General features: G+C 26.6%; 26 protein-coding genes, 1 tRNA gene and 1 pseudogene. 8 read left to right on the top strand and 20 right to left on the bottom strand.

Translation table 4 applies throughout. The features are described from left to right. Positions 1-31: 31 nt before the first annotated feature. A complete protein-coding gene (locus Q346_RS0100445) occupies positions 32-703 on the top strand; it encodes a LemA family protein (protein WP_027332582.1) in 672 nt (223 codons plus the stop codon). 55 nt (positions 704-758) lie between these two features. On the opposite strand, the gene Q346_RS0100440 is transcribed toward Q346_RS0100445, so the two are convergent. Next, positions 759-1,964, bottom strand: coding sequence for a YitT family protein (locus Q346_RS0100440; protein ID WP_051521769.1), 1,206 nt, complete (start codon positions 1,962-1,964; stop codon positions 759-761). Between the two features lie 95 nt (positions 1,965-2,059). Here Q346_RS0100440 and Q346_RS0100435 point away from each other — a divergent pair, with 95 nt between their 5' ends. Then, positions 2,060-2,887, top strand: coding sequence for a Cof-type HAD-IIB family hydrolase (locus Q346_RS0100435; RefSeq protein ID WP_027332580.1), 828 nt, complete (start codon positions 2,060-2,062; stop codon positions 2,885-2,887). On the opposite strand, the gene Q346_RS0100430 is transcribed toward Q346_RS0100435, so the two are convergent. From Q346_RS0100430 to gyrA, 10 genes are all read right to left on the bottom strand, one after another. Then, on the bottom strand, positions 2,884-3,615 hold the full coding sequence (locus Q346_RS0100430; RefSeq protein WP_027332579.1) for a DNA-processing protein DprA: 732 nt from the start codon (positions 3,613-3,615) through the stop codon (positions 2,884-2,886). The two genes, Q346_RS0100435 and Q346_RS0100430, sit on opposite strands and share 4 nt — an antisense overlap. Before the next feature lie 88 nt (positions 3,616-3,703). Further along, positions 3,704-3,964 carry a 50S ribosomal protein L27 gene (gene rpmA / locus Q346_RS0100425; RefSeq protein WP_027332578.1) on the bottom strand — a complete coding sequence of 87 codons (261 nt, stop codon included), beginning with the start codon at positions 3,962-3,964 and terminating at the stop codon, positions 3,704-3,706. 9 nt (positions 3,965-3,973) lie between these two features. Beyond that, entirely contained in the window at positions 3,974-4,273 is a 300-nt protein-coding gene (gene rplU / locus Q346_RS0100420) for a 50S ribosomal protein L21 (protein WP_027332577.1), read from the bottom strand. A gap of 129 nt (positions 4,274-4,402) precedes the next feature. Continuing rightward, positions 4,403-4,648, bottom strand: a complete 246-nt coding sequence (locus Q346_RS03715; RefSeq protein WP_051521768.1) for a hypothetical protein — start codon at positions 4,646-4,648, stop codon at positions 4,403-4,405. Positions 4,649-4,708: 60 nt separating this feature from the next. After that, a complete protein-coding gene (locus Q346_RS0100410) occupies positions 4,709-5,590 on the bottom strand; it encodes a nucleotide exchange factor GrpE (protein WP_027332576.1) in 882 nt (293 codons plus the stop codon). A gap of 4 nt (positions 5,591-5,594) precedes the next feature. Beyond that, a complete protein-coding gene (gene hrcA, locus Q346_RS0100405) occupies positions 5,595-6,611 on the bottom strand; it encodes a heat-inducible transcriptional repressor HrcA (RefSeq protein ID WP_027332575.1) in 1,017 nt (338 codons plus the stop codon). 88 nt (positions 6,612-6,699) lie between these two features. Further along, the gene (gene rpmE / locus Q346_RS0100400) at positions 6,700-6,918 is read right to left on the bottom strand and encodes a 50S ribosomal protein L31 (protein ID WP_027332574.1); all 219 of its coding nucleotides are present in this window, start codon (positions 6,916-6,918) and stop codon (positions 6,700-6,702) included. A gap of 23 nt (positions 6,919-6,941) precedes the next feature. Then, positions 6,942-7,544 carry a 30S ribosomal protein S4 gene (gene rpsD, locus Q346_RS0100395; protein WP_027332573.1) on the bottom strand — a complete coding sequence of 201 codons (603 nt, stop codon included), beginning with the start codon at positions 7,542-7,544 and terminating at the stop codon, positions 6,942-6,944. A gap of 168 nt (positions 7,545-7,712) precedes the next feature. Beyond that, the gene (locus Q346_RS0100385; protein ID WP_027332572.1) at positions 7,713-9,233 is read right to left on the bottom strand and encodes an MAG5620 family putative phospho-sugar mutase; all 1,521 of its coding nucleotides are present in this window, start codon (positions 9,231-9,233) and stop codon (positions 7,713-7,715) included. Further along, a complete protein-coding gene (gene gyrA / locus Q346_RS0100380) occupies positions 9,226-11,940 on the bottom strand; it encodes a DNA gyrase subunit A (RefSeq protein WP_027332571.1) in 2,715 nt (904 codons plus the stop codon). The genes Q346_RS0100385 and gyrA overlap by 8 nt, the downstream gene beginning before the upstream one ends. A gap of 177 nt (positions 11,941-12,117) precedes the next feature. On the opposite strand from gyrA, the gene gltX reads away from it, so the two are divergent. After that, complete coding sequence (gltX, locus tag Q346_RS0100375) at positions 12,118-13,512, top strand: glutamate--tRNA ligase (protein WP_027332570.1); 1,395 nt, start codon at positions 12,118-12,120, stop codon at positions 13,510-13,512. Continuing rightward, the gene (locus tag Q346_RS0100370) at positions 13,503-13,907 is read left to right on the top strand and encodes a hypothetical protein (protein WP_027332569.1); all 405 of its coding nucleotides are present in this window, start codon (positions 13,503-13,505) and stop codon (positions 13,905-13,907) included. Before gltX ends, Q346_RS0100370 begins: the two co-directional genes overlap by 10 nt. Positions 13,908-13,928: 21 nt before the next feature. Here the strand turns inward: Q346_RS0100370 and Q346_RS0100365 are convergent, their stop codons facing one another. Beyond that, on the bottom strand, positions 13,929-15,290 hold the full coding sequence (locus tag Q346_RS0100365) for a M17 family metallopeptidase (protein WP_027332568.1): 1,362 nt from the start codon (positions 15,288-15,290) through the stop codon (positions 13,929-13,931). 74 nt (positions 15,291-15,364) lie between these two features. Here Q346_RS0100365 and Q346_RS03710 point away from each other — a divergent pair, with 74 nt between their 5' ends. Continuing rightward, the gene (locus tag Q346_RS03710) at positions 15,365-16,342 is read left to right on the top strand and encodes a glycosyltransferase family 2 protein (protein ID WP_051521767.1); all 978 of its coding nucleotides are present in this window, start codon (positions 15,365-15,367) and stop codon (positions 16,340-16,342) included. 130 nt (positions 16,343-16,472) lie between these two features. Here Q346_RS03710 and Q346_RS0100355 read toward each other — a convergent pair. The 4 genes from Q346_RS0100355 to Q346_RS0100340 form a co-directional block, all read right to left on the bottom strand. Further along, positions 16,473-16,546: transfer RNA gene (locus tag Q346_RS0100355), tRNA-Gly, on the bottom strand. A gap of 58 nt (positions 16,547-16,604) precedes the next feature. Further along, on the bottom strand, positions 16,605-17,282 hold the full coding sequence (locus Q346_RS0100350; RefSeq protein ID WP_027332567.1) for a chromate transporter: 678 nt from the start codon (positions 17,280-17,282) through the stop codon (positions 16,605-16,607). Then, positions 17,276-17,857, bottom strand: a complete 582-nt coding sequence (locus tag Q346_RS0100345; protein ID WP_027332566.1) for a chromate transporter — start codon at positions 17,855-17,857, stop codon at positions 17,276-17,278. The genes Q346_RS0100350 and Q346_RS0100345 overlap by 7 nt, the downstream gene beginning before the upstream one ends. A gap of 1 nt (position 17,858) precedes the next feature. Then, positions 17,859-18,566 carry a B3/B4 domain-containing protein gene (locus tag Q346_RS0100340; RefSeq protein ID WP_027332565.1) on the bottom strand — a complete coding sequence of 236 codons (708 nt, stop codon included), beginning with the start codon at positions 18,564-18,566 and terminating at the stop codon, positions 17,859-17,861. Between the two features lie 217 nt (positions 18,567-18,783). Here Q346_RS0100340 and Q346_RS0100335 point away from each other — a divergent pair, with 217 nt between their 5' ends. Then, entirely contained in the window at positions 18,784-19,377 is a 594-nt protein-coding gene (locus Q346_RS0100335; protein WP_027332564.1) for a PMP-22/EMP/MP20 family protein, read from the top strand. 87 nt (positions 19,378-19,464) lie between these two features. Here Q346_RS0100335 and fusA (Q346_RS04270) read toward each other — a convergent pair. After that, a pseudogene (gene fusA, locus Q346_RS04270) lies at positions 19,465-19,757 on the bottom strand (elongation factor G); the annotation flags it as partial. 103 nt (positions 19,758-19,860) lie between these two features. Here fusA (Q346_RS04270) and Q346_RS0100325 point away from each other — a divergent pair. Beyond that, positions 19,861-20,481 carry a hypothetical protein gene (locus tag Q346_RS0100325; protein WP_027332563.1) on the top strand — a complete coding sequence of 207 codons (621 nt, stop codon included), beginning with the start codon at positions 19,861-19,863 and terminating at the stop codon, positions 20,479-20,481. A gap of 87 nt (positions 20,482-20,568) precedes the next feature. Here Q346_RS0100325 and fusA (Q346_RS0100320) read toward each other — a convergent pair whose 3' ends face one another. Genes fusA (Q346_RS0100320) through rpsL form a run of 3 tightly spaced genes read right to left on the bottom strand, consistent with a single transcriptional unit; the run spans position 20,569 to position 23,590 of the window. Continuing rightward, positions 20,569-22,659 carry an elongation factor G gene (gene fusA, locus Q346_RS0100320; RefSeq protein ID WP_027332562.1) on the bottom strand — a complete coding sequence of 697 codons (2,091 nt, stop codon included), beginning with the start codon at positions 22,657-22,659 and terminating at the stop codon, positions 20,569-20,571. Between the two features lie 17 nt (positions 22,660-22,676). After that, entirely contained in the window at positions 22,677-23,147 is a 471-nt protein-coding gene (gene rpsG, locus Q346_RS0100315) for a 30S ribosomal protein S7 (RefSeq protein ID WP_027332561.1), read from the bottom strand. 26 nt (positions 23,148-23,173) lie between these two features. Continuing rightward, complete coding sequence (rpsL, locus tag Q346_RS0100310; RefSeq protein WP_027332560.1) at positions 23,174-23,590, bottom strand: 30S ribosomal protein S12; 417 nt, start codon at positions 23,588-23,590, stop codon at positions 23,174-23,176. A gap of 379 nt (positions 23,591-23,969) precedes the next feature. Between rpsL and Q346_RS0100305 the strand changes: the two genes are divergently transcribed. Further along, positions 23,970-25,049, top strand: coding sequence for an alanine/ornithine racemase family PLP-dependent enzyme (locus Q346_RS0100305; protein ID WP_036437802.1), 1,080 nt, complete (start codon positions 23,970-23,972; stop codon positions 25,047-25,049). Positions 25,050-25,144: the final 95 nt, after the last annotated feature.

Raw genomic sequence — 25,144 nt, 5'->3', positions numbered from 1 at the left:
ATTTAAAAAATAAAAATTAATAAGGAGAGCAATGTCAAATTTATTTGATCAAAGAAATAACCAACCAAATCCTGAAGGTTACAATCCAAGACCAGTTAATAACTATGTTAAAGCTCAAGCATCAGGCGGAGAAAAATTTTTCTATGGCATTTTTGCAGTTTTTACACTTGGTATTTATCCAATTAAATTAAAAAATAGATTAAATGCAATGCAAAATCAAGTTAACACAGCTGCATCAACTATTGATACTCAAGTTGCAAAAAGAACTAACATTATTATTTCTTTAACAGAAGCAGCAAGTTCATATTTAAAACATGAAAGAGAAATTTTTGAAGAAGTTGCTAAATTTAGAGGAATGATGGGGCAAATGCAAAATGCTGCATCTGCTACAGAATCAGCTAAAATTGGTAATGAACTTAACAATGGTTTAACTGGCTTTATGTCAAGATTAATTGCTGTAAGTGAAAATTATCCTGACTTAAAAGCTGATAAAGTAGTTAGAGATTTGATGGAACAGTCTGTTTATTTAGAAAATGAAATTGCAGCAGCAAGAAGACTTTACAATACATATGTAAATGAATTTAACACTTCAATTACAACCTTCCCTACCAATGTAAAAGCTGCTAAAATGAATCTTTCAACCTTAGAATTATTCCAAGCAAAAGCATCTGATTACGAAAGACCTTCAACTAAATTAAATTAATTTATTAAAATTAAATTTTAAAATAAAAGCTAGTTCACAATAACTAGCTTTTATTTTAGCTATCAACAAATTGAGTTGAAAATTTTCCAATTATTTTTGAAACTGGTTTAATTTGAATTCAAATATTTGGATCTAAACGTTTTAAATCACGAATAATTGCTCGAGTTTCAAATAATAACATAGTAGTTTCAATTCGATAAACTTCATTACCGGTATAACCACTTTTATTATTAGCAATTGAATATGCGTGTCAATAATTAATATGTTTTAAATATTTAATAATTAAATTTGGATTTGAAGATGTAATTGATACACTAACTTTTTTATATTTAGGATAAATAATAGCAACAATAGTATTAACTACAAAAATATAAATAATAGTGGTGATTTCTGACATCCCAATAAATGGCACTCTATCAGCACTCATTGAAATATTATTAACAATTAATGTATTTTTACCATTTTCAGCAATTAAATTTAAATATTCCTGTTTAATAAAATGATGATTTTTAGTTAAATTATAAGTTCCAAAAATTATTAAAAAAGTTAAAGTAGTTATGAAAGAAATAATTGTCAAAATTGTTGCAATACTTTTTTTCTTTTGAGTTGAAAAATAGAAAGCAATAATATCGGTTCCTCCAGTAGAACCTCCATTTTTTCAGGCAATTGCAATTGAAAGTCCAAGTAGGGTTGAACCTATTAAACCATTAATAAAAATTGGTCATGTTGTTGGATTTTGAAATTCCATTATTTCATTTGTTGCTTCATTAGTTACTTTAATTCATTTTTCTCAGCCGGGAGCAACATTTATATATTTAGTAATAAAACCTGAAACTTCTGGTAAGGTGAAAATTATATTAGTCAAAATTTGAAATAACATAAATGACAATGTTAAAAAAGTAAAACTTTTTTTAATTTTAAAGCCAAAAATTAAAAATAAGGGAATGTTAAAAGCTAAGTACATTAAAGCAAAATATGGTTTTGTTACTGGAGCCATATAAGTTATTAATGTGGGAATTCCCGAAACTCCACTGGGGATTGTATTAGCAGCTGATAAAAAAGCTAAAACACCAAAATTGAATAAAACAGCTGAAATAAACATAAAAAATAATCTTTTTGTATAAAGTTTAATATTTTGTTTTTTAACTTCAGGATTATTTTTATTAATTTTACTGAAATTATATTTATTCATTTCAGTCTGATTTAAAAGTTCTTCATCTATATCGCAATAATTACGTTCAGTTTCTTTAATTTCAGTCATAAAAACCTCTGTGTTTTTTAATAATAAATATAATATAAAATAATGAAGTAAATTATAACTATCAAACTTAAAAAAATAAATATTTTAGGAGAGAAATGGAAAGAAAAATTTTTGCTTTTGATATGGATGGAACTTTAATGTCAAAAAACAATCAAATTAATCTTTTTACACAAGAAATGATTATAAAATCTCAAAAATTAGGCAATATAAATGTTATTTGCACTGGACGAGGTCTTTCAAAAGTAATTCCTCTTTTAAACGAATTAGAGGGATTTGATTATTTAATATGTTCTAATGGAGTAGCAATTTATGATATAAAAAATCATAAAATTTATTTAACAGGTTCAATCGATAAAAAAGTTTTTGATGAAATGTTTATTTTTGCTAATAATCATAATTATGTTTTAACAGTTGACGGCCCGGAATTTAGCGGAACTTGATTAAAAAATAATGAATGACCTGATTATGTTGATAAAAATAATATGATGGATTTATCAAAGTTTTACGTAAAATCATTAATTGAAATTCATAATTATATAGATAACAATAATCCTATTACACAAATTGCTATTCGAGCTCCAAAAGACAATGCAAAGAAAGTTTTTGACTACTTTAATAATCTTTATCAAAACGAGTATTCTGTTTATTTAACTAATTCTATTTATATCGATATTGTTCCTTTAAACACTTCAAAATGAAATGGCTTAAAATTTTTAGCAAATTTATTTAATTTAAATTTAAATAACACCTATACTTTCGGTGATTCAGGAAACGATGTAGAAATGATTAACAATGCTTATTTTGGAATTGCAATGGGAAATGCAACAGAAGATGCTAAAAAGGTAGCTAAATTAATTATTGGGGATCACGAAACCGATACTATTGGAAAAACAATTCAACAAATTTTAGATAATCAATTTTAATAATATTTAATATCTGCAAAATGGGTGATCATAGTAGCACCCATTTTTATTAATTCTGTATTTCCATCATCATAAGTTTCTCCTGGGAAACAATAAATTTCTTTGTTGTTTTCCAAATAATAATTAACTAGATTTAATAATTTAGAGTTTTGATAACTATTTAACAAAATTAAAAATTTTCCTAATTCTGAGGCTAGTAAATTTCTTTCTTTAAATCTAATATACTTGGGATTGGTTTTGGCAGGATAAATTGAAATAATTAGATTATCTTCATAATTTCAATTCTTTTGAAAATTTTCTATGCCTTGTGCCAAGATTAGAATCTTGTTTATTTTATTATCATCACAAAAAATAGTAATAACATCATTAAATCCTTTAAAATCGCTAATTAAAAGAGTATGTTCCGAATTTAAAATGCTTTTAAATTTTTCTAAATTTTTTAAACACAAATCATTAACATAATCTGCTTCAATTTGAATTTTGTTCTTTTTTAATAGTTCTTTATTTCCTTTTAAATATATTACAAAGGGTGGATATTTGGCTTTTTTTAGTTCTTTTGGATAAATTTCATCAAAAATTGTAATATATTCAATTTGATTTTCACTCATTATATTTTTTCAATTATTTAAATCATTTGTATTAACTGATTCTCCATTTTTTAAAGCTTTAAAAATTTCAAAATTATTTCCTTTATATTTATGTGAAAAATAAATTAATAAATCATTCATCTTTACTCCTTTAAATTAAATTGACTCCTGGAGTTAAATTTTGAAAAAATAAAAAAAAGCGAAAAATCCAATATTTTTCGCTTAAATACTAATTTTGTCTTTCTTCATATACAGAAGCAAACTTACGGTTTCTACGTGATTCAAATTTTACATATCCATTAATTTTTGAATATAAAGTGTCGTCTTTACCAATTCCAACATTTACACCAGGGAAAATTCTTGTTCCCCTTTGACGATAAATAATTGCACCAGCTTTTGCAAATTGGCCATCTGCTAGTTTAATTCCTAGTCTTTGACCACGGCTATCACGGCCGTTCTTAGTAGAACCACCGGCTTTCGTATGTGCCATTTTTCTTTCCTATCCTAAAATTTGTGTAATTTCTACACGTGTATAAGGTTGACGGTGCCCTAATTTTCTTTTGTGTGTTGATTTGGCATTGTGACGATAAACAACGATTTTTTTGGCTTTACCTTGTTTTTTGATTGTGCCTAAAACTTTAGCACCTTCAACATATGGTTTACCAATTTTTGAATCAACTAATAAAACCTTGTCAAAAGCAATTTCATTGCCTTCTTGACCTTCAATTTTTTCAATAAAAATTGTTTGGCCTTCTTTAACTAAGATTTGTTTGCCCCCAGTTTCGATTATAGCTAACATGTATAATCCTCCTGTTTGTGGCTCATCTTGGAGGTGATAATATAAAATTATGCTTTTTTAACCTCTTTAGAATGGTTACAAAGGTAACAAATGTATTTTATATTAGTTACGAAAATAAAAAAGAAAAAATTAATATGCCATATAAATAATTTTAGGTTCTCTCGTTGAACCTTTAGAATCATCTCATTTCATAGTATTTTCTTTAGTCTTCAATTCTCCAGTTTTAGAAGAAAACATTTTTATTACATTAGAAATTACTGTAATCCCACTTAAAATTAAAGGAGTTAAAGCAACAATTGTACTTAAAATTACTCCACCCCCATAAATGGCTTTTTCTTGCTCAGAATTTAATTTATTTAATACTTCAACAGCCATATAACCTCCTTTAATATTTAATTAAGATTACTTTTATAAGTAATAAAAAAAGTAAAAAAATTAATTTTTACTTTGTTTTTTTGATTTAAAGTGGTGTTTCTTTTTAAATGTGTTTTTCTTTTTATTTGATTCTTGGTTTTCTAATATTTTTCCTTTTGAAACAACCACAATTGCTGGTTTGATTACTCTATCATGTAGTTTTAAACCTGATGATGTTACTTTTAATACAGTATTATTAGGCTTTTCGTAATCTTCGATTTGTTCAATTACTTTTGAAGTTTCCGGATCAAAAATTGAACCAATTTCGGGACTAAATTCAATAATTCCGTGATTTCTTAACACATCTTCAACTTGATTAAGAACCATATTAAAACCTAAAACATAATTTTTTACAGCTTGATCGTTGCTATTTGATCCCACATTGACAGCTACTTTTAAAATTGAAAAAGGATTAGAAAAATCATCTACAAATTTTTGTAAGGCATATTTTTGTGCTTTTTCAAGTTCTTCTTTAGGTAAAGTTAAAGCTTTATTTTGATTTTCTGATCTTACAGTTTTTAAAATTTCCAATGTGTCTTTTAATGTAATTTCTAAATTATTTTTTTCAGTTTTTAAATCACTTAAAATTTTGTTTTTAATTTCTAATTCTTGTAAAAATTTGTTATTTATTTGCATTAAATTCATTTCAAAAGAGCTTTTATAATCTAAAATTTCTAAATTTAATTTTCAGGTTTGCTCATTATACTCTTGCAAGGCAATAATTTCGCTTGTAAGTTCGTGTCCAATTACAATTTCATTTAAATTAAATTTCAAACTTTCATTTTCATGTCCTAAAATTAGTTCTTGATTTTTTAAATTTAAATCCTCAACTAATTCGTTTTTTAAGTTTCTAACAACTAAATTGAATTTAATGTAATCTCCGTTTTTAAAATTAAATTTCATTATTTTACTCCTTATTTTTTAAATTTTCCTGTTCAGCTAAATTAGCTAAGTAAGCAATAGCCTCTAATCCTGCTTGATAATCCATTTTTTGTTTTGAACCAATTACTGAAATTTCTTCAATTTTAGAATTATTTAATTTTTTAGTAATAATTGCGCTATTGTCTTTTCTGACATCAATTTTAATTTGTTGTTCATTATCATATGCCACTTCTAACTCTTGTCAAATTGAATGTTTTTCAATTAAATCGAGGATTTTTACAATATCTTTTCTTTCAATTTCATCTGCCAAAATAATCTTGTCTTTTCCATAAACCTGATTAATTTTTTGTAATTCAAAATTGAAAACATTTGTTGCAAATTGTTCAAAAATATATTGATAATTTTCAATTTTTTCTTTTAATAATTCTTCCATTGTTTGAATCAAATTAGGAATTTCATTTAAGGGAACATCAATAAGACGATCATTAAAAATTTTAACTGCGATTCTTACATCATCAATTGAAGTATGCTTTGCATCAACACTTACTTTCTTATTGGTAACATTTCCTAAAGAAGTAACCATAATAATAATTGCGTTTTCATTATCTAATGGTGTAAGTTGAATTGATTTTAAAACTTCATCATCATTAGTTTTAACTATTGATAAAGTCAAAGAAGTTAGTTGAGCAATTTCTTCAGCTGCTTGCTCTAAAGTTAAATTGTTTGAATTATATTTTTTTCTAAAAATATTTCTGAATTTACTTTTTAAAGTATCTGTGTTATGGCTCAAATAGTTAGCATAATATAAATATCCCTTATCTGAAGGAATCCTTCCACTTGATGCATGGCTCTTAATTAAGTAACCTTTTTCTTCTAATTCGCTCATTATATAACGAACTTTGGCACTTGAAATAGTCAAATTATATTCTTCAACCAAAACTTTAGAACCTACTGGCTCGCCATTTTTAATAAACAAGTCTACAATATGTTTTAAAATTAATTTCTTTTCTTCATTTAATTTTTCGTTATCTTCAAAATTCATATATCAATTATATATTAATTTAGCACTTTCAATAGTCAGTTTGCTAATTTTTAGCAGATAAAATAAAAAAGGGCACAATGCCCTTTGATTATTTGTTCAATTGTTGTTTTTTTGCCATTCTTTGATTAAATTTATCAACCATACCTGTTGCTCTTGTTTTTGTTCTGTCGCCTGTGTAAACTGGGTGGCATCCTGAACAAATATCGACTGTAAAGCTTTTTTTAGTTGATTTAAATTCGAATTTTTTACCGCAAGTTGAACATGCTACATTAACATCAAAATATTCTGGATGAATTTCTTTTTTCATAATAATTTAATTCCTTTAATTAACTATTTTGAGTAGAACTCAACAATAAGGTTTTCTTTGATGTCTGGAAGAATTTCTGTTCTATCTGGCATTCTGTCGTATTTAACACTAAATTTATCTTTGTTGAAAGTCAATCAAGCAGCAGCTGGTTTTGATTCAATAGCAGCAACGATTTGAACATTTTTTTGTGATTTTTCTTTTAAAGTAATCACATCTCCAACACTAATGTGCATTGAAGGAATGTTAGCTTTATGTCCATTTAATTCAAAGTGTCCGTGACTAACTAATTGTCTTGCTTGACGACGAGTTGTTGCAAAACCTGCACGAAATACAAGGTTATCTAAACGACTTTCAAGCAATTGAAGTAAGTTAACCCCTGTAACACCTTTCATTTTTGAAGCTTTAACATAAGCTTTTTGCATTTGTTTTTCGCTAATTCCGTATAAGAATTTAGCTTTTTGTTTTTCATAAAGGTGAAGACCATAGTCTGATAATTTTACACGTTTGTTTCCATGTTGACCAGGTGCGTAAGTTCTTTTTCTACCTTTTGAAAATTCTTTACCAGTTTCTAAAATTGAAAATCCGTAACGACGTGATTTTTTAAAAACAGGACCTGTATATCTCATTTTTCCTCTTTCTGCATAAAACTTCAAAAGGGATTTTCTCTAAATAATGAATAAAATTTTAATGAGTTCGATGTTAGCAGCGCTTCTACTTTCAAATCTTAAATGAAATTTTATTGTTATTATTTATGAAAATCTGCTGTCATATGCAATGCATATTATAAATATTTATTATTTATTAAATAAAAGATTTTTTATTTTTTTTCTTAATTTATAAAAAAGAATAATAATTCTTAATTTTTTTAGTAAAGACAAATTATTTAAGTTTTGATATTCTAAACATAAATTGAATTCAATTAAAATTTCATCTTTTCGTGGATCAAATCAAATAATAATTTGACTGTGGTGTTTTAATTCTATTTTGTAAATACAAAACTTATTTAAATTTCAAGTTCCAATTAAATTTATTTTTTCAATTAATGGATTTTTCAATTTCCTTAATTCATCTAATTTAAGGGCTAAAGTTTCAAAGTTAAGATTTTTGATTTTTATATGCTTTTGAGTATTTTTATAAACTCCATAAAGGGTTTGCAATTGATTAATTTTATATAACAACAAGTTATTTCGATTTTTATAAGTATTTAGCATTAGGATAAAAACAATTAAAAAATTGTAATTATCAAAATAGCTATTTAATTTGGGATTTAAATTGAATTTACCTTCAACATAGGCAAAAAAACAATTTTCATTATTTAATAATTCATAATGTTTCTCGTTTTGATATCATTCAATTTTTAAATTAATTTGTTCTAAAAAATTGATAAAAGCAGGCGAAGCATCATTTGATAAAACTACATAATAATTGTCAAATTTTTTATTCATTAATCTTGATTCTTCATATAAAAAATTTAACAGTAAAAAAGCTAAAAAAGATTCAGAAAGTTTAGAATAAGGGTTTCAGTAATTAAGTTTAAAATCAAAATTGCTGCTATTTTTAAAACTAATTACTCGTCTATTTAAAACTTTCAAAGGATTTCAAACAAAAGAAGTTTTATTTTTTTCTTTTTTAAAAAATCAAAGTTTTTTTAAAAAAAAGAAATCGCATATTTTTTGATTAATATAAGAAAAAATTTGATAATTTGCCTTATTTTGCGTTTTTAAGATCAAATGCTCACTTCTTCACCTTTTTATTTTTAATCAGTTTTGATTGATTTGTGAAGTTAAAATTTCATTAATTTCCAAATCTAAATTAATTAAATTTAAATTGGCTTTATTAAGTTTACATAATTGCCTGTGATAATCTCTTGATAATAAAGCATTATCTCAATCTAATTTTTCTAAAAATAAAAACAATTTTTTTAATAATTCGTGATTGTAAAATTCATTATTTTCGTATAGAAAAATCATTAATTTTTTTGTTTCTTTTTCATAATCAAGTTGCAACAAATAATTTATTTTTCTATTGGTTGCAAAATAATAATCAAATTCATCAATAGCATTGAAGTCTTTTTTATATTTAAAAATTTGGAATTTTTGAGAAAAAAAAGCAACAAAATCTTTAAGAAGATTTTGTTTGATTTTTTTACTTTTAATTGAAAACAATATTTTGTTTTCTGATGCAATAATATTTTCATTATTTAAAACTTTATCCATTGCATAAGATAACAAATAAAGTCCTTTTTCAAGGTCTTCTTTTTTATCTAGATGTTCGATTGCAATAAAATTAGTATAGAAATTTAAATGTTTATTCATCTTCGTTTTCTTGATTTTCTTCTAATTTGTTAATAGTTTCTTTTAAACTTTGATTTTGATCTTTTGCTTTTTCAACTGCTTCTTTGTCAAGTAATTCATTAATTTTAATAACTTCAATTGCTTTAATTGAATCATTTTCTCTTAATTTAATAATTTTGACACCTTTTGCAGTTCTTCCTGAAATACTTATTTCACTAATTTCAGTTCGAATAGTTAAACCACTATTTGTAATAACTAACAATTGATCTTGTAAATTAACATAACGAGCAAAAATTAAGTTACCTGCATTTGCTCCAAGTGCTTTTACACCTTTTCCATTTCTATTAGTTAATCTAAATGTTTCCGGATCAGATAATTTACCAAAACCAAGTGAACCAATTGAAAGAATGAATTCACCCTCTCATGAAGCAGAAGAAGAAGTTAAAATTTCATTATCTTCTAGTTTAATTCCTTTTACTCCAAGTGCTGTTCTTCCTAGAGATCTAAAATCCTTAGCATTAAATTTAACAACTCTACCATTAATATTTGATAATATTACTTGATCATTATCAGTAATAATGAAAGCTCTATGTAATTCATCGCCTTGATTTAAAGAAAAAGCATTTTTACCATTTGCATTAATTCTTTCAAAGTTATCTAATTTAGTTTTTTTAATTAAACCTTTTTTAGTTACGGTTAATAAATATTCATTATCTTCATAAGTATTAATTGGAAGAATTGAAACAATATTTTCGCCTTCTTTTGCTTTTAAAGAAGGAATGATATTAATAAATGGTACTCCTTTAGATTGTTTTGATAATTCAGGAATTTGGTGAGCTCTAATTCTATAAACTTTTCCTAAATTAGAAAATAGTAATAAATCTGTATGAGTAGTCGTAGTAATAATTGAATTTACGTCGTCATCATCATAAGTTTTAATAGTGCTGTGGCCAATTCCTCCACGTTTTTGTGCTCTATATTCTTCTAAATCAATTCTTTTTGTGTAGCCATTTGTTGAAGTAGTAATAACAATATCTTTTCTTGGGATTAAATCTTCATCAGTGATTGATCCTTCAACATCAAAAACAATTTGGCTTCTTCTTTTATCATTGTATTTATTTTTAACTTCTTGTAATTGTTCAATGATTAAGGTGATTAATTTATCATGGCTTGCTAAAATTGCTTGAATTCTTGCAATTTCTTGATTCAATTCCGCCATTTCATTAAGCATATTATCAATTGCTAAGCCTGTTAAACGACCTAAACGCATATCAACAATTGCTTTGGCTTGAATTTCTGATAAATTAAATCTTGCACTTAATTTCTCTTTGGCTTCGTTATCATTTTTAGACTGACGAATAATTTTGATAACTTCATCAATATTTTCTACAGCAATTTTTAAACCTTCAAGAATGTGCAATCTCTCTTGTGCTTTTTGTAAATCAAAATTTAGTTCTCTTGTAACAACATCCTCTTGATGTTTTAAATAAACTTCTAATGCTTCTTTTAAATTCAATAATTTAGGTTCGCCATTAACTAAAGCAACTAAATTCGCATTATAATTTACTTGTAAATTAGTTTGTTTATAAAGCTTATTTAAAATCACATATGGATTGTGATTTTTCTTAATGTCTATTACAATTCTAATTCCTTCTCTTGAAGACTCATCCCTTAAGTCACTAATTCCTTCAATTTCTTTAGCTTTAACTAATTCAGCAATTTTTTCAATAATTGCAGTTTTTTTAATTTCATAAGGAATTTCACTTACTATAATTTTGCTTTTTCCATTTGCTAATTCATCTACTTTAGCAACAGAACGAACTGGAATTGAGCCTTTTCCTGTTTTATAAGCATCTTTTATACCTGCATTACCTAAAATCATAGCTCCTGTTGGAAAATCAGGTCCAGGTAAGTAATTCATTAATTCTTCAATAGTAATATCCGGATTTTTTGCAAGTGCTACAGTGGCATCAATTACTTCTCCTAAATTATGAGTAGGAATTGAAGTTGCCATTCCAACCGCAATCCCTGAACCTCCAGAAACCAATAAATTAGGATAACGAGCTGGTAAGACTGATGGTTCTATTTCAGAAGCATCATAGTTATCGACAAAATCAACTGTATTTTTCTTAATTCCTTCAATCATTTCTGAAGCTAATTTAGACATTCTTGCTTCAGTATAACGCATCGCAGCTGCTTCATCACCATCAATTGAACCAAAATTTCCATGTCCATCCACTAAAGGATAACGCATTGAAAAATCTTGTGCCATTCTTACCATGGCTTCATAAACAGATGAATCACCATGAGGGTGATATTTACCTAATACGTCACCAACAATTCTCGCGCTTTTTCTATGTTGAGAACTATGAGTAATTCCTAGTTCACTCATATCAAATAAAATACGTCTATGTACAGGTTTTAATCCATCTCTAGCATCAGGCAAAGCCCGAGAAACAATAACACTCATTGCATATTCCAAAAATGAATTTTTCATTTCTTTATGCACTTGAATTGGACTCATTCCTGAAGTTGGGCCTTCAATTAATTGGGGTTTAACTTGATATTCTGGTTTACTTTGTGGAGCTTCTTCATCATCTTCCAAGTTTTCTTCTTTGGATTCTTCATTTTTAAAAGCTACAAAAAGCTTGTCTTCAATTATTAAATCATCATCATTTAATTCTTGAGTTTTTTTCTCATCAAGATCAAAATTTTTATTATCGATCATTTTACCTCCATAATAGGCGAAATTTTCAACAATTATACCATATATATTTATAATATATATGGTAGATGATAAGTAAATGTAATTATGTTCTAAATTAATACTTAAATCTTAAAAAATTTAAATTATTATTTTAAATATATAAAATTAATTTTAAACATATTTAATAGGAGTTACAAAATGAAAAAAATTAGAACTCGTTATGCCCCAAGTCCAACTGGTTATTTACATATTGGAGGAGCAAGAACAGCCTTATTTTGTTATTTATTTGCAAAACACTTTAATGGAGACTTTGTTTTTAGACTTGAAGATACTGATGTAAAAAGAAATGTTGAAAAAGGTGAAGAAAGTCAATTAGAAAATTTAGCTTGATTAGGAATTATTCCTGATGAAAGTCCGCTAAAGCCGAATTCAAAATATGGAAAATATAGACAAAGCGAAAAATTAGATAGATATCAACAAATCATCAATGAACTTTTAGACAAAGGGTTAGCTTATAAAGCATATGATACTTCTGAAGAATTAGAACAACAACATGCTGAAGCAGAAGCAAAAGGTATTTCATCTTTTAGATATGATAAAAATTGATTGAAAATTTCTGAATTTGAAAAACAAAGAAGAGATGATGCCAAAGAATATTCAGTTCGTTTAGCAATGCCTAAAAATGTTGAATATAAATGAAATGATATTGTTAGGGGAGAAATTAGTTTTCAATCAAATGATATTGGAGATTGAGTAATTCAAAAAAGTGATGGTTATCCTACATATAATTTCGCAGTAGTTGTTGATGATCATGATATGGAAATAAGTCATGTATTAAGAGGTGAGGAACATATAACTAATACTCCTAAACAGCTTGCAATTTATCAAGCTTTAAATTGAGAAAGTCCAGAATTTGGCCATATGACAGTAATTACAAATATGGAGGGCAAAAAACTTTCAAAAAGAGATACTAGTTTAAAACAATTTATTGAAGATTATAGAAATGAAGGTTATATTCCTCAAGCTATTTTTAATTTTCTTGCTTTATTAGGTTGAACAGATAGTCAAGCACGTGAAATAATGTCTAAAGAAGAAATAATTAATGCTTTTGATCCCGAAAGATTAAGTAAAAGTCCTTCTAAATTTGATATTCAAAAAATGCAATGATTCTCAAAACAATATTTGAAAAAAATTTCCACTAGTGATTTATTAACAATGTTAAATCTTGAGGATGATGTTTGAAATAATTTATTTGTTGATACTTTTAAAGAAAGTGTTTATACAATTCAACAATTAAAAGAAAACATGAATATTTATTTAAACTATAAATCACAAGTTAAGCCAGAATTATCAAATAATGAATTAGAAGTTGTAAAAATCTTTAGAGAAGAAATAAACAAAGTTAATTTTAATGTTGAAAACATTCAAAAAGCAATTAATTTAACTGCAAAAATCACTGAGAAAAAGGGCAAAAATTTATTTATGCCTATTCGTTTAGCCACAACATTTGTCTCACATGGTCCTGAACTTGCAAAAGCAATTTTTCTTTATGGAGAAAAAGTAATTAAAGAAAGATTAGAATTATGAAAATAAAATTTAAATCAATTGCAGATCATTCTGTAGATACTGAAAAAAATATTATTGAATTTGAGGCTGAAAGTGAATTTGAAATTTTTACTGATAACTCAAATAATGAATCAATTGAATATTTAACATATCAATTTTTAGAACCTTCAAAAGGAATTGCTAACAGAATTGAAATTAATGAAAAGCAAATTAATATTTTTGCTGGTGATACAACCTTAATTTTGAAAAAAAATGAAAAGACGGCTAATTCTTATATCTCTGTAAATAATCAAAAATTTGTCTTAATTAGTTTACTTCATGATGTAGAAATAACTGATAATAAGCAAACATTTAAATATGAGTTATTTGCCGCTAATGAGACCTTAATTGGCAAATTTGAAATTTCAATTGAAAGAATTTAAAAAATAGAACCTTTCTTGGTTCTATTTTTCATTTAATAAAGCAAATTCAACTAATGTATCAATTAAAACACCTTGAGGTTTTCCACCGACATCAGCGGTTCCGGCAACATCACAATGAATATAATCTACATTGTTAGTAAATTGTTTTAAGAACATTGCAGCAGTATTAGAATCTGATTTTTCACTATTATTATAATTATTTAAATCAGCAACTTCAGAAGCCAAATTAAATTGATGAAAATCATCATGTAATGGCATTCTTCAAATTTTCTCATGACTAATTTGTCCTGCTTTTTCGAAAAGTCCTCATTTTCCTTCATTTGTTGATCAAATTCCAGAATAAGTATGTCCTAGTGCTGTTAAAACTGATCCTGTTAAAGTTGCAACATCAACTAATGTAGTTGCTTTTAATTTAGTAGCTCCATAATATAATCCATCTGCTAAAACTAAACGTCCTTCAGCATCGGTATCAGTTACTTCAACACTCAAACCTGACATAGATTCATAAACATTTTCGGGCAATGAAGCATCTCCGTCTTGACGATTATCAGTTATCATCATAATTGCAGCAACATTAACATTTGCTTTTAATTCGGCTAAGGTTTTTACAGCATAAGCCACAATGGCAGAACCTGACATATCATATTTCATTCCTGACATATGATAGCCTTTTGTATTAATTCCACCTGTATCAAAAGTAATTCCTTTTCCAACAAAGACGATTTTATCTTTTGATTTCTTGTTTCCATTGTATTCAACAATAACCACTCTTGGTTCGTGTGTTGAACCCTTATTTACAGACAAAATTAAACCCATCTTTAATTTTTCTATCATATTTTTATCTAAAACGGTGACTTTTAAATTTTTTAGATTAGAAAAATCTTCAACAATATAATTAGCTAACTCTACTGAATTGCAGTAATTTTCAGGCATTATTTGCAAGTTTCTAATTTTGTTTCTATTTTCTGCGATTAAATTAAATTTATTAAAAACTTCTTTATCTTCATCAGAATTAAATAATAAAGAAAAATTAGTTTTTTTACTTTTTTCTTTTTTCTTGTTAAACAATTTTGCTTGATAAAAAACGATTGAAGAAATAAAAGCTTTTAAAATATCTTCATAATTTATATTCAATACGTTTTTAAAAGAATTTAAATCAATTTGAAAAGCTCTTTGAGAATTCAAAATATTTTTCTTGATAAATTCTACTAATTCATCATAATTTTTAATTTCTTTTATAGTTATATATGCTTCATTTTTAGATAAATTTTCACTTATTGCGCCATTTTTTTTAGAAATTCATTCAAATGGTAAATTATTATAATCGACTGCAACTAATAAAAAATTGTTGTCTCTTTTTGTCAAAAATTCCAATTTATTCATATATCTCCTTATTTGACATTTTTTTAATTTTATAATTATATAAAAATATAAAGACAAATATATAAAGGATTGTAATGAAAAAAGTGGACTTGAGCATCTTAATTCCTTGTCATAATATTAATAAATTAAATTTTTTTTCACTTAAACATATTATGAAACTTAAGAGCAAATATAAAATTGAAATTTTGGTATTGAATGATTATTCAAATGATAATACTTTGGAAATATTAAATGATTTATCTAAAAAAGATTCAAGAATTAAAGTTTTAAATTTAAGTGACTATTCAGAAAAAAAAGGAATCGGTTTTAATCGTGATTTTTTAATTTCTCAAGCTAAAGGAGAATACTTTTTTTTCATTGACGATGATGATAAGTTAAACTTAAAACATTTTAATTTTTTATTAAATAATTTTTTATATAAATATGATTTAATTACTGCCAAACATTATTGCAGTTATGCAATTACTAACAAAATTCAAATGAAAGTTTTCAATATTCCTCAATATAAATGTCAAACGGGAGAATATTATTCACGTGATTTAATTTTTAAAAATTTACTTTTTGCCTGAGGTAAGATAGTAAGAAAAAATATTTATTTACAAAATAAAACACAAAATAATATCTTTTTTAAACAAAAAATTTACGAAGATTTAGATGTGGTTTATAGTTGATATTTAAATAATAATATTAAATGTTTTTATTTAAATAAAAATTTGATTGAATATCGCATTAGAAAAAATTCTTTATCTACCAATTTAAATAAAGCCTATGAAAAATTTGCTTTAGCTATTCAAACATATCAAAACACATTTAATAAACTAAAAGAATTTGACTGATTAAATGAAAATCAACAAACTCAATATAAATTTAAAGCAATTACAGAATTGCTAATTATGATTTATGCTTTAAACTGTTCTACAAAGCAAGATCTTTTTCATGAAATCAAAATTGAATTAAACAAAATAATAAATGAAACCAATTTTCAAAATTATATTTTTTCAACCAAGTTAACCAAATTTTTTACTAAATTAGCCTTAAATAAACTTAAATAAATTCCTCCTTTCTTTCCACATATTTCAATTGATTTTTTAGATATAAAAAAATAAAAAAGGAAAAAATAAAATTTTTCCTATTTTTTTATAAAAAAAGTAGCCTAATAAGCTACTTCGGTGATTAAACATTTGGAGGAGATGACGGGAATCGAACCCGCATAGTCAGCTTGGAAGGCTGAAGTTCTACCATTGAACTACATCTCCAAAATGCTTTATTATTATAATGTAAATTACATTAATACAAAACATTTTTTAATAAATATTAATTTAATCAAGGCTCGAAAACCAATAATGAACTAATAATTGATCCCAGCATTAAATAAAAAAGACCAATTTTTAATTTTTTATAAAGAATTAAATTAATAATAATATTAATTGGTACATAAATTAATAGAGCAATTAAACGTCAATTTTTAAAAAAACCTAATTTATTTTTATCTCAATTGATTCCAAAATAAGTTCCTATTTCATTAAATGTAATAAATGGTAATCAAATATTTAATAATAATTGCACACCAATTGTAATCATAATTCCCGCTACTACAGGTTTAATTAAAATTAAAGCTTTCTTAATATAAGAATTATTTTTCACTTTATTTAAGTATTTCATAGCCAAAATCATAATTAAAATAGCTGGTAAACAAAAAACTAAATAAGTGATGAACATGAAAATTATTCCTCATCAATTAAATTGTGCACCTTCATAATTAAAGTAAATAAAACCGGTAAAGAAAGCGAATTTAGTTGAAACTACACCTGGAGTTGCATTAGATATTGTAAAAACTTTATTTATTATGTTGTCACTTATATTAGTTTTAAATAATTCATTGCTTAACTTTCATAGCCAATTAAACATTGGCATAAATACTTGTCCACCGCCAAAAACTGAAAGACTGATTGCTATTACTAAAACTAAAATCAACAAAGTTCCGACTAACATTTTTTTTCCTTTTCTCTTTTATGTTTTAAGTATGAAAATAAAGCAATTAAAGCAATAATTAAAAAAACAACTAACATAACTAAAATAGGCAAATTACCAGGCACTGGCACAAAAAAGCAAAAAGCAAAAGTGAATAAAAATAGAAAAATTCAAAGAGGTAATTTAATTAATTTTCTAGTTTTTTGCATATAAGTTCAACCAAAAACAATTAGAATTCCAATAATTGTACTTAAAACTCCAACTGCTATTGTTCATAAATATTCTAAAGGTAAAAAAGTGGCTGCAATATATAAAGCAAAAGCAAATAAAACATGAGGTAAAATTGCAATTAATGTGCAAAGAGAGCCTCAAAATTTTCCCAATTCTTTTATTGCTATATAACTAATACTTTGAATAACAGAAGGACCAGGCAACATATTAGTCACAATAACAATATCATCAAATTCTTCTTGGCTAAGTCATTTTCTTTTTTGCACAGCTTCATTTTGGATAACAGGTAATAAGGCATTGCCTCCACCAAAACCAATAAAAGAAACTTTTAGAATGAAAAGAAAAATAATCCAAAATTTTTTCATTTTAAATTTCTGCTTCTTGGAAATTAATATCAAAAATATATTCTTGAACTTGGCCATTTAATTGAGTTTCAATTAATTGTTTCATCTCATTTAAAGCTAAAACTAATTCTTCTTCATATTTATTATCATTAATTTCTATTACTAAAATGGCATTTTTAGTTTCAGTAGTTAAAATTGTTCTTAAAGCTTCTCGTCAATTTCATGAACGACAAATTGCACCTTCATCATCTTTATAAATTAACTCATCCTTGCGTGGTAAATCAACTTCTTCAGAACCATAGGTTTGAAAAAATTCATCCCCTTTGGCAAAAGTTAATTCAAAATTACCTACAATTTTGTCTAAATCTTCTCCGCCACAAGGAAGTCCATATTTTAAACTAATTGCATTATAAATGTCGACTAAAGGATTAATATTATTAATTTCATTTCCATTATTAACTCTTTTTAATAATGCTTCAATTGAACACCTTGCACCTTTTTTAGTTACAATTTTAGAATATGCTTCTCTTCAATTTTTAATAATTGGATTATCGCTAAAAACTTCAGCTTGTAAATGTTTTTTAGCCTCATTCATAGCATTTTTTAACATATTTGTATAAGCAATTTCATTACCATCATAATTATTATTTAAATTATTTACAATTAAAATACCGATTTTTGATGTGGGAAAAATTTCAAAAAATTTTTCGTTAATTTTAATTTTTTTCATTTTAAATACCTCATTTAAATTATTTATTAATAAATAAAATTATAAGCAATTGTTTTATATTTATATTAAATAGCAAATTTAATTAATTACTGTAAATAATGGACGATTTTAAATTTTTGTGGAAAATTTCATATTTTTTGACGCTTTTTTCACTTTTTTTTTTTTTTTTTTAGAACTATCTAAAATAAAAGCAATGATTAGTAATTTAGGAGAAAAAATGTCAAATAAAAGTTTAGAAGAATTACAAATAGAACATTTTAAAAGAACAGTAGCTGAAAGCGATAGAGAAAAAGCAAAGGAAAAAAGACGTTTAGAAGTCACAGTGGAAAAATTAAAGAATTTAATTTCTCTTACTTCTTCTTTGGATTATAAAATAAAAACAATTTTTCTTTATTTAGGACTTGGATTAGCAGTTTTAGGAATAGTAGGTCTTCTTAGTTCGCTCATGATTAAAGAAATCACATTAATTCTTGCGATAGTTGCTGCTATTTGTTTCGTTGTTGGTTCAATTTTTGTATTTTTATTTTTTAAACAAGAAGCTTCAAAACGTAACAAATTAGTCGCAACTGCTAAAGAAGCAACTAATATAGGAAAACAAGTAATTAATACATTAACAGCATATCAATTTACAGATGAAGAAAATATGCAAGGTACAATTGGTAATATTGAAGCTCATTTTACAATTAGTCCAAAAAGAAACATGAAGCAATTAAGAGCTATGGGAAATTCAATTCTCAATGAACTTATTATTTTAAACCAACAAGCTAAAACTATGCTTGGAAGAGTAAATGATGATTTAGTTGAAATTTAATTCAATGATTGCAAAGCTAAATGCTTTGCAATTTTTATTTTGATAATAAAAAATCATAAAGTCCAATATTTTATGATTTTTAAATTATTAATCTTCGTCTTTAACTTGAATATTACGACGTTTGATAATTTCATCAGCAATATTTTTAAGCATTTTTTTATAGTCATTAAATTACTTTTGGCATGTACCATAACCTGAAGTCATACTACAAAAACCAAACATTTCACTAAGGGGTACTAAAGCCGAATAATGCTTGCGCCGTCGTTTCTAGTTTCATTTTCCTGTAATTGACCACGACGGCGAGTTAAGTCTCCCATAACATAACCGAAGTAATCTTCTGGAATAACAACAACTACGTCCATAATTGGTTCTAATAGTAAAATTATGAAAAATTCCATATTTTTTCTCGCTTTTTTCACTTTTTTTTTTTTTTTTTAGAACTATCTAAAATAAAAATGATTACTTAAATTTTAGGAGCTTGAAATGTCAAACAAAAATTTAGAAGAATTACAAATAGAACATTTTAAAAGAACTGTTGCTGAAAGTGATAGAGAAAAAGCAAAAGAAAAAAGACGTTTAGAAACCATGGTGCAGAAATTAAAAGATTTAATTTCTCTTACTTCTTCATTAGATTTAAAAGTTAAAAAACTTTTCTTATATTTAGGAATTGGTTTGATGGGTGTTGGAATAATTTTTGTCATTATTATGTTTGCTATCTTTAATCAAGGATCAGGTACCACATCAATGGTGCTTTTCTCAGTTTTCGGAATTATAGCCTTGGGTAGTGGTATTACTGGTTTTATTTTATTGAATATATATCTTAAAAATAAATTAAAAAAATTCAAAAAGAATATTGATATTGCTAAAGAAGCAACTAATATAGGAAAGCAAGTAATTAATACATTAAAAGCATATCAATTTGCAGATGAAGAAAATATGGAAGGCACTATTGCTAATATTGAATCACGTTTTTTAATAAATGTAGGTCAAAACAACAAACAATTAAGAATATTTGGCAACTCAATTATCAACGAACTCATTATTTTAAACAAACAAGCTAAAACTATGCTTGAAAGAGTAAATGATGATTTAGTTGAAATTTAATTCAATGATTGCAAAGCTAAATGCTTTGCTTTTTTTATTGAGATAATAAAAAATCATAAAGTCCAATACTTTATGATTTTTAAATTATTAATCTTCGTCTTTAACTTGAATATTACGACGTTTGATAATTTCATCAGCAATATTTTTAGGTGCTTTTTCATAGTGATCAAATTGCATTTGGTATGTACCACGACCTGAAGTCATACTACGTAAGTCGGTTGAGTAACCAAACATTTCACTAAGAGGTACTAAAGCACGAATAATGCTTGCACCATCATTTCTAGTTTCATTTTCTTGTAATTGACCACGACGACGAGTTAAGTCACCCATAACATCACCGAAGTAATCTTCTGGAATAACAACAGCTACGTCCATAATTGGTTCTAATAATACTGTTCCTAATTGATCTTTAGCTCTAGTTAAAGCTTTAGAAGCAGCAATTTTATAAGCCATTTCTGATGAATCGACATCATGGTATGATCCATCATAAAGAGTAGCTTTAATATCAATCATTGGGTAACCAGCTAAAATACCGGCTGCCATTTTGTCTTCAAGACCTTTTTGAATTGGTTTAATGTATTCTTTAGGAATTTTACCACCAACAATTTTGTCGATGAATTCAAATCCGCCATCTGGGTTTGGTTCAAATTTAATTCATACGTGACCGTATTGACCTTTACCACCAGATTGTTTAACGTGTTTACCTTCAACTTCAGCACTCTTAGTAATAGTTTCACGGTATGAAACTTGAGGGGCACCAACTTTAGCCTTAACGTTGTGTTCTCTTCTTAAACGATCAACAATAATATCTAAGTGTAACTCACCCATACCAGCGATAATAGTTTGACCAGTTTCTTCATCTGTATAAGTTCTGAATGTTGGGTCTTCAGCAGCTAATTTTTGTAAACCTAATGCTAATTTTTCCATAGCATCTTTTGATTCAGGTTCAAGTGCTTGTGAAATAACAGGTTCTGGGAACACCATTTTTTCTAAAATGTAGTGTGGTGATTTTTCGCCAACTAAAGTATCACCGGTTGTGGTTGATTTAAGACCAACAGCGGCATTAATATCACCTGCATAACATTCATCAATTTCTTGACGACTATTAGCATGCATTTGGATAATACGTCCAATTCTTTCTTTTACATCTTTAGTTGAGTTATATACATAACTTCCTTTTTTAAGTACTCCGGCATACACACGGAAGAAAGTTAATGAACCAACAAATGGGTCAGTCATAATTTTGAAAGCAAGAGCAGCAAAATCATGATCATCAGTTGCAGGAATATCTAATTCTTCACCATTTAATTCTGCTTTAATTGCAGGTACATCAAGTGGTGATGGTAAGTAGTCAACAACTGCATCAAGCATTTTTTTAACAGCTTTGTTTTTGAAACTTGTTCCACAAACTACTGGGAAAAATTCTGAAGTTAAAGTTGCTTTTCTAATTACTCTTTTTAATTCTTCTTCTGATGGATTAACACCTTCAAGAATTTGCATCATGAAGTCATCATCAAAAGTTGAAACAGCATCAATTAATTCTGCTCTTTTTAATTCTGCTTGTTCTTTTAAGTCAGCAGGAATTTCAATTTCTTTAGCAATTTCTTCAGCATTTCCGTCATAAACGTAAGCTTTCATTTCAACTAAATCAACAATTCCTGTAAAGTTGCTTTCAGCTCCAATTGGAATTTGAATTGCAACTGCATTAGCATTTAATCTTTCTCTAACTGATCTAACTGACATAAAGAAGTCAGCACCAGCTTTATCCATTTTGTTTACATAAACAATTCTTGGAACTTTATAGTTAGTTGCTTGTCTTCAAACAGTTTCAGTTTGAGGCTCAACCCCACTTTGTGCATCTAAAACTGCGACAGCACCATCTAATACCCGTAATGAACGTTCAACTTCAACTGTAAAGTCAACGTGTCCCGGAGTATCGATAATGTTAATTCTTTTTCCTTTTCAGTAGGCTGTAGTAGCAGCTGAGGTAATGGTAATACCTCTTTCTTGTTCTTGCTCCATTCAGTCCATTTGGCTTGCTCCATCGTGAGTTTCACCAATTTTGTGAATTTTACCTGTGTGAAGTAAAATTCTTTCTGTTGTAGTAGTTTTTCCCGCATCAATGTGGGCCATAATACCGATGTTACGGTAGTCTTTTAATTCATATTCTCTAGCCATAATATCTTAATTTCCAATTATCATCTAAAGTGAGCAAAAGCACGGTTAGCTTCAGCCATTTTGTGGGTGTCTTCACGTTTTTTGATTGCTCCACCTGTTTTATTTGATGCGTCAATAATTTCATTAGCTAAACGCACATCCATAGTTTTTTCATTTCTTAAACGTGCGTATTGAACTAATCATCTTAATGATAAAGTTTGTTTTCTTCTTGCAGAAACTTCAGTTGGAACTTGATAGTTTGTTCCACCAATTCTTCTGGTTCTAACTTCTAATTGAGGAGTAATATTTTCAATTGCTAATAAAAATACTTCCATTGGGTCTTTGTTAGTTTTTTCTTTCACAATTTCAAATGCAGAGTAAAGGATTTCTTGAGCGATAGATTTTTTACCGTCTAACATAATGGTGTTAATTAATTTTGTAACTACTACTGAGTTAAAAATTGGATCAGGTAATACTTCTCTAATAGGTGCACTATTTTTTCTTGACATAAATTCTCCTTAATAATAACTAAGTATTAGTTTTTCTTTTCTTTTTTGGTTCCGTATAATGAACGGCCTTGTTTACGGTTATTAACACCAGCTAAATCTTGGGTTCCACGTACGATGTGATATCTAACCCCAGGTAAATCTTTAACTCTTCCTCCACGAATAAGCACAACTGAGTGCTCTTGTAAGTTATGTCCTTCTCCTCCGATGTATGCGGTTACTTCCATTCCGTTTGATAATTTAACACGGGCATATTTACGCATAGCTGAGTTAGGTTTTTTAGGTGTCATAGTTGCCACACGAGTACATACACCTCTTTTAAAAGGTGCTGGCAACTTACGAGATTTTTTAGTAAGAGTATTTTGTGATAAGTTCAAAGCAGGTGCTTTTTGTTTACGAACTTTTGATACTCTACCACTTGTAACTAACTGGTTAGTTGTTGGCATTGTTATTCCTTTCGTTGTTCTTAATAAATTAATATAAAATAATACTATATAAAAGTATGCTTTAAATTATAAAACAACTTACCCGGTGTGCTAATAAAAAAATAGAAATTTTTTATATGCAAAAAATAGTAAAAATTTTAAGCTTAAATGCTGTAAATTTTATTTAGTTTTTTAATTTATTTTATAATTATTATGAGGTTTAAAATTTTTTTGAGATTCGTTTTAAACCTCACTATTTTATAATTTATCATGTGTCGGGTTCTGTTTACAGAACCCTTTTTTATATTTACAACAAATAAATCAAAATTAATTCATTTATATAAATTAATATAAAGACATTCTTATTTATAGAAATAAAAAATTTATAATTAATTTTAAGATGAAAACAACAAATAAATATCCAAGAATTGTCATTAATGAAACTAAATTTAAACAAAATATTCGAAGAGCAATAGAAATTTGTAAAGAAAGCAATATTGAAGTTTTAGCAGTAACTAAAGGTTTTGTAGGCAATCGTAGAATGGCAGAAATTTACAGTGAATGCGGAATTAAAATGTTTGGAGATTCACGAATTGAAAATTTTAAAGTTTATAGCGATATTCCAGGTCATAAGCAATTATTGCGTTTACCTCAACTAGAAGAAATTCCCGAATTATTAACATATTGTGATTCATCTTTAAATGGTGATTTAAAGATGATTAAAGCAATTAGTGATTATGTAGTTAGTCACAATTTAAAGCCACATAAAATTGTCTTGATGATCGATTTAGGCGATCGTCGTGAGGGAGTATTACCTGAAGATGTAGATTTTACAGTCCAAGAAATTCTGAAATTAAAAGGAGTTGAACTTTTTGGTTTAGGCTGCAATTTTGGATGCTACGGAGCTAGAATTCCTTCAGTAGAAGCTATGAATTTATTTATCCAAATTAAAAATGAAATTGAAGCTAAATATCATATTACTATTTCACATATCTCTGGAGGTAATTCTTTAAGTTTACATATGGTTTGAGAAAAAACTATGCCTAAAGAAGTTAATGTTTTAAGAATGGGCTTCAGTATGATATTTGGCACTGAAGATAAATATCGTCTAACCATCGAAGGAATGCATCGCGATGCCTTTCGTTGTGAAGCAGAAGTGGTTGAAGTAGATTATAAATCTTCTTTACCTATTGGTCCAGCTGGTATAGATGCTTTTGGTAAAGAACCTGTTTTTGTTGATGAAGGTGATATTAAAAGATTAATATTAGCAATTGGCAAATTAGACACTTCTTTTGATGATATGTATCCATATGATTCTGATTTAAAAGTTTTAGGCGGTTCAAGCGATTTAATGATTTTGAATGCAACCAAAAGTAAAAATAATTATCAAATTGGAGACATTATTACTTTTGCTTTAGATTGAGGCAGTTTGTTGTATTTATTTAATTCAAGATTTGTTGACAAAGTGTTTGAGATTTAAGTTAAAAAAATAATTTAAATTAAATAAATTTATTTGTAATATTGGAAAAATTAGGAAATTAATTTAATAATATAATTTATTTAAATAATTTTATT

The organism is Mycoplasmopsis gallinarum DSM 19816 (assembly GCF_000621085.1).
In the GTDB taxonomy this organism is placed as follows: Bacteria; Bacillota_I; Bacilli_A; order Mycoplasmatales; family Metamycoplasmataceae; genus Mycoplasmopsis; species Mycoplasmopsis gallinarum.
The sequence above is the reverse complement of the archived record's forward strand: the minus strand, read 5'-3'. Positions and strand labels throughout refer to the sequence as shown.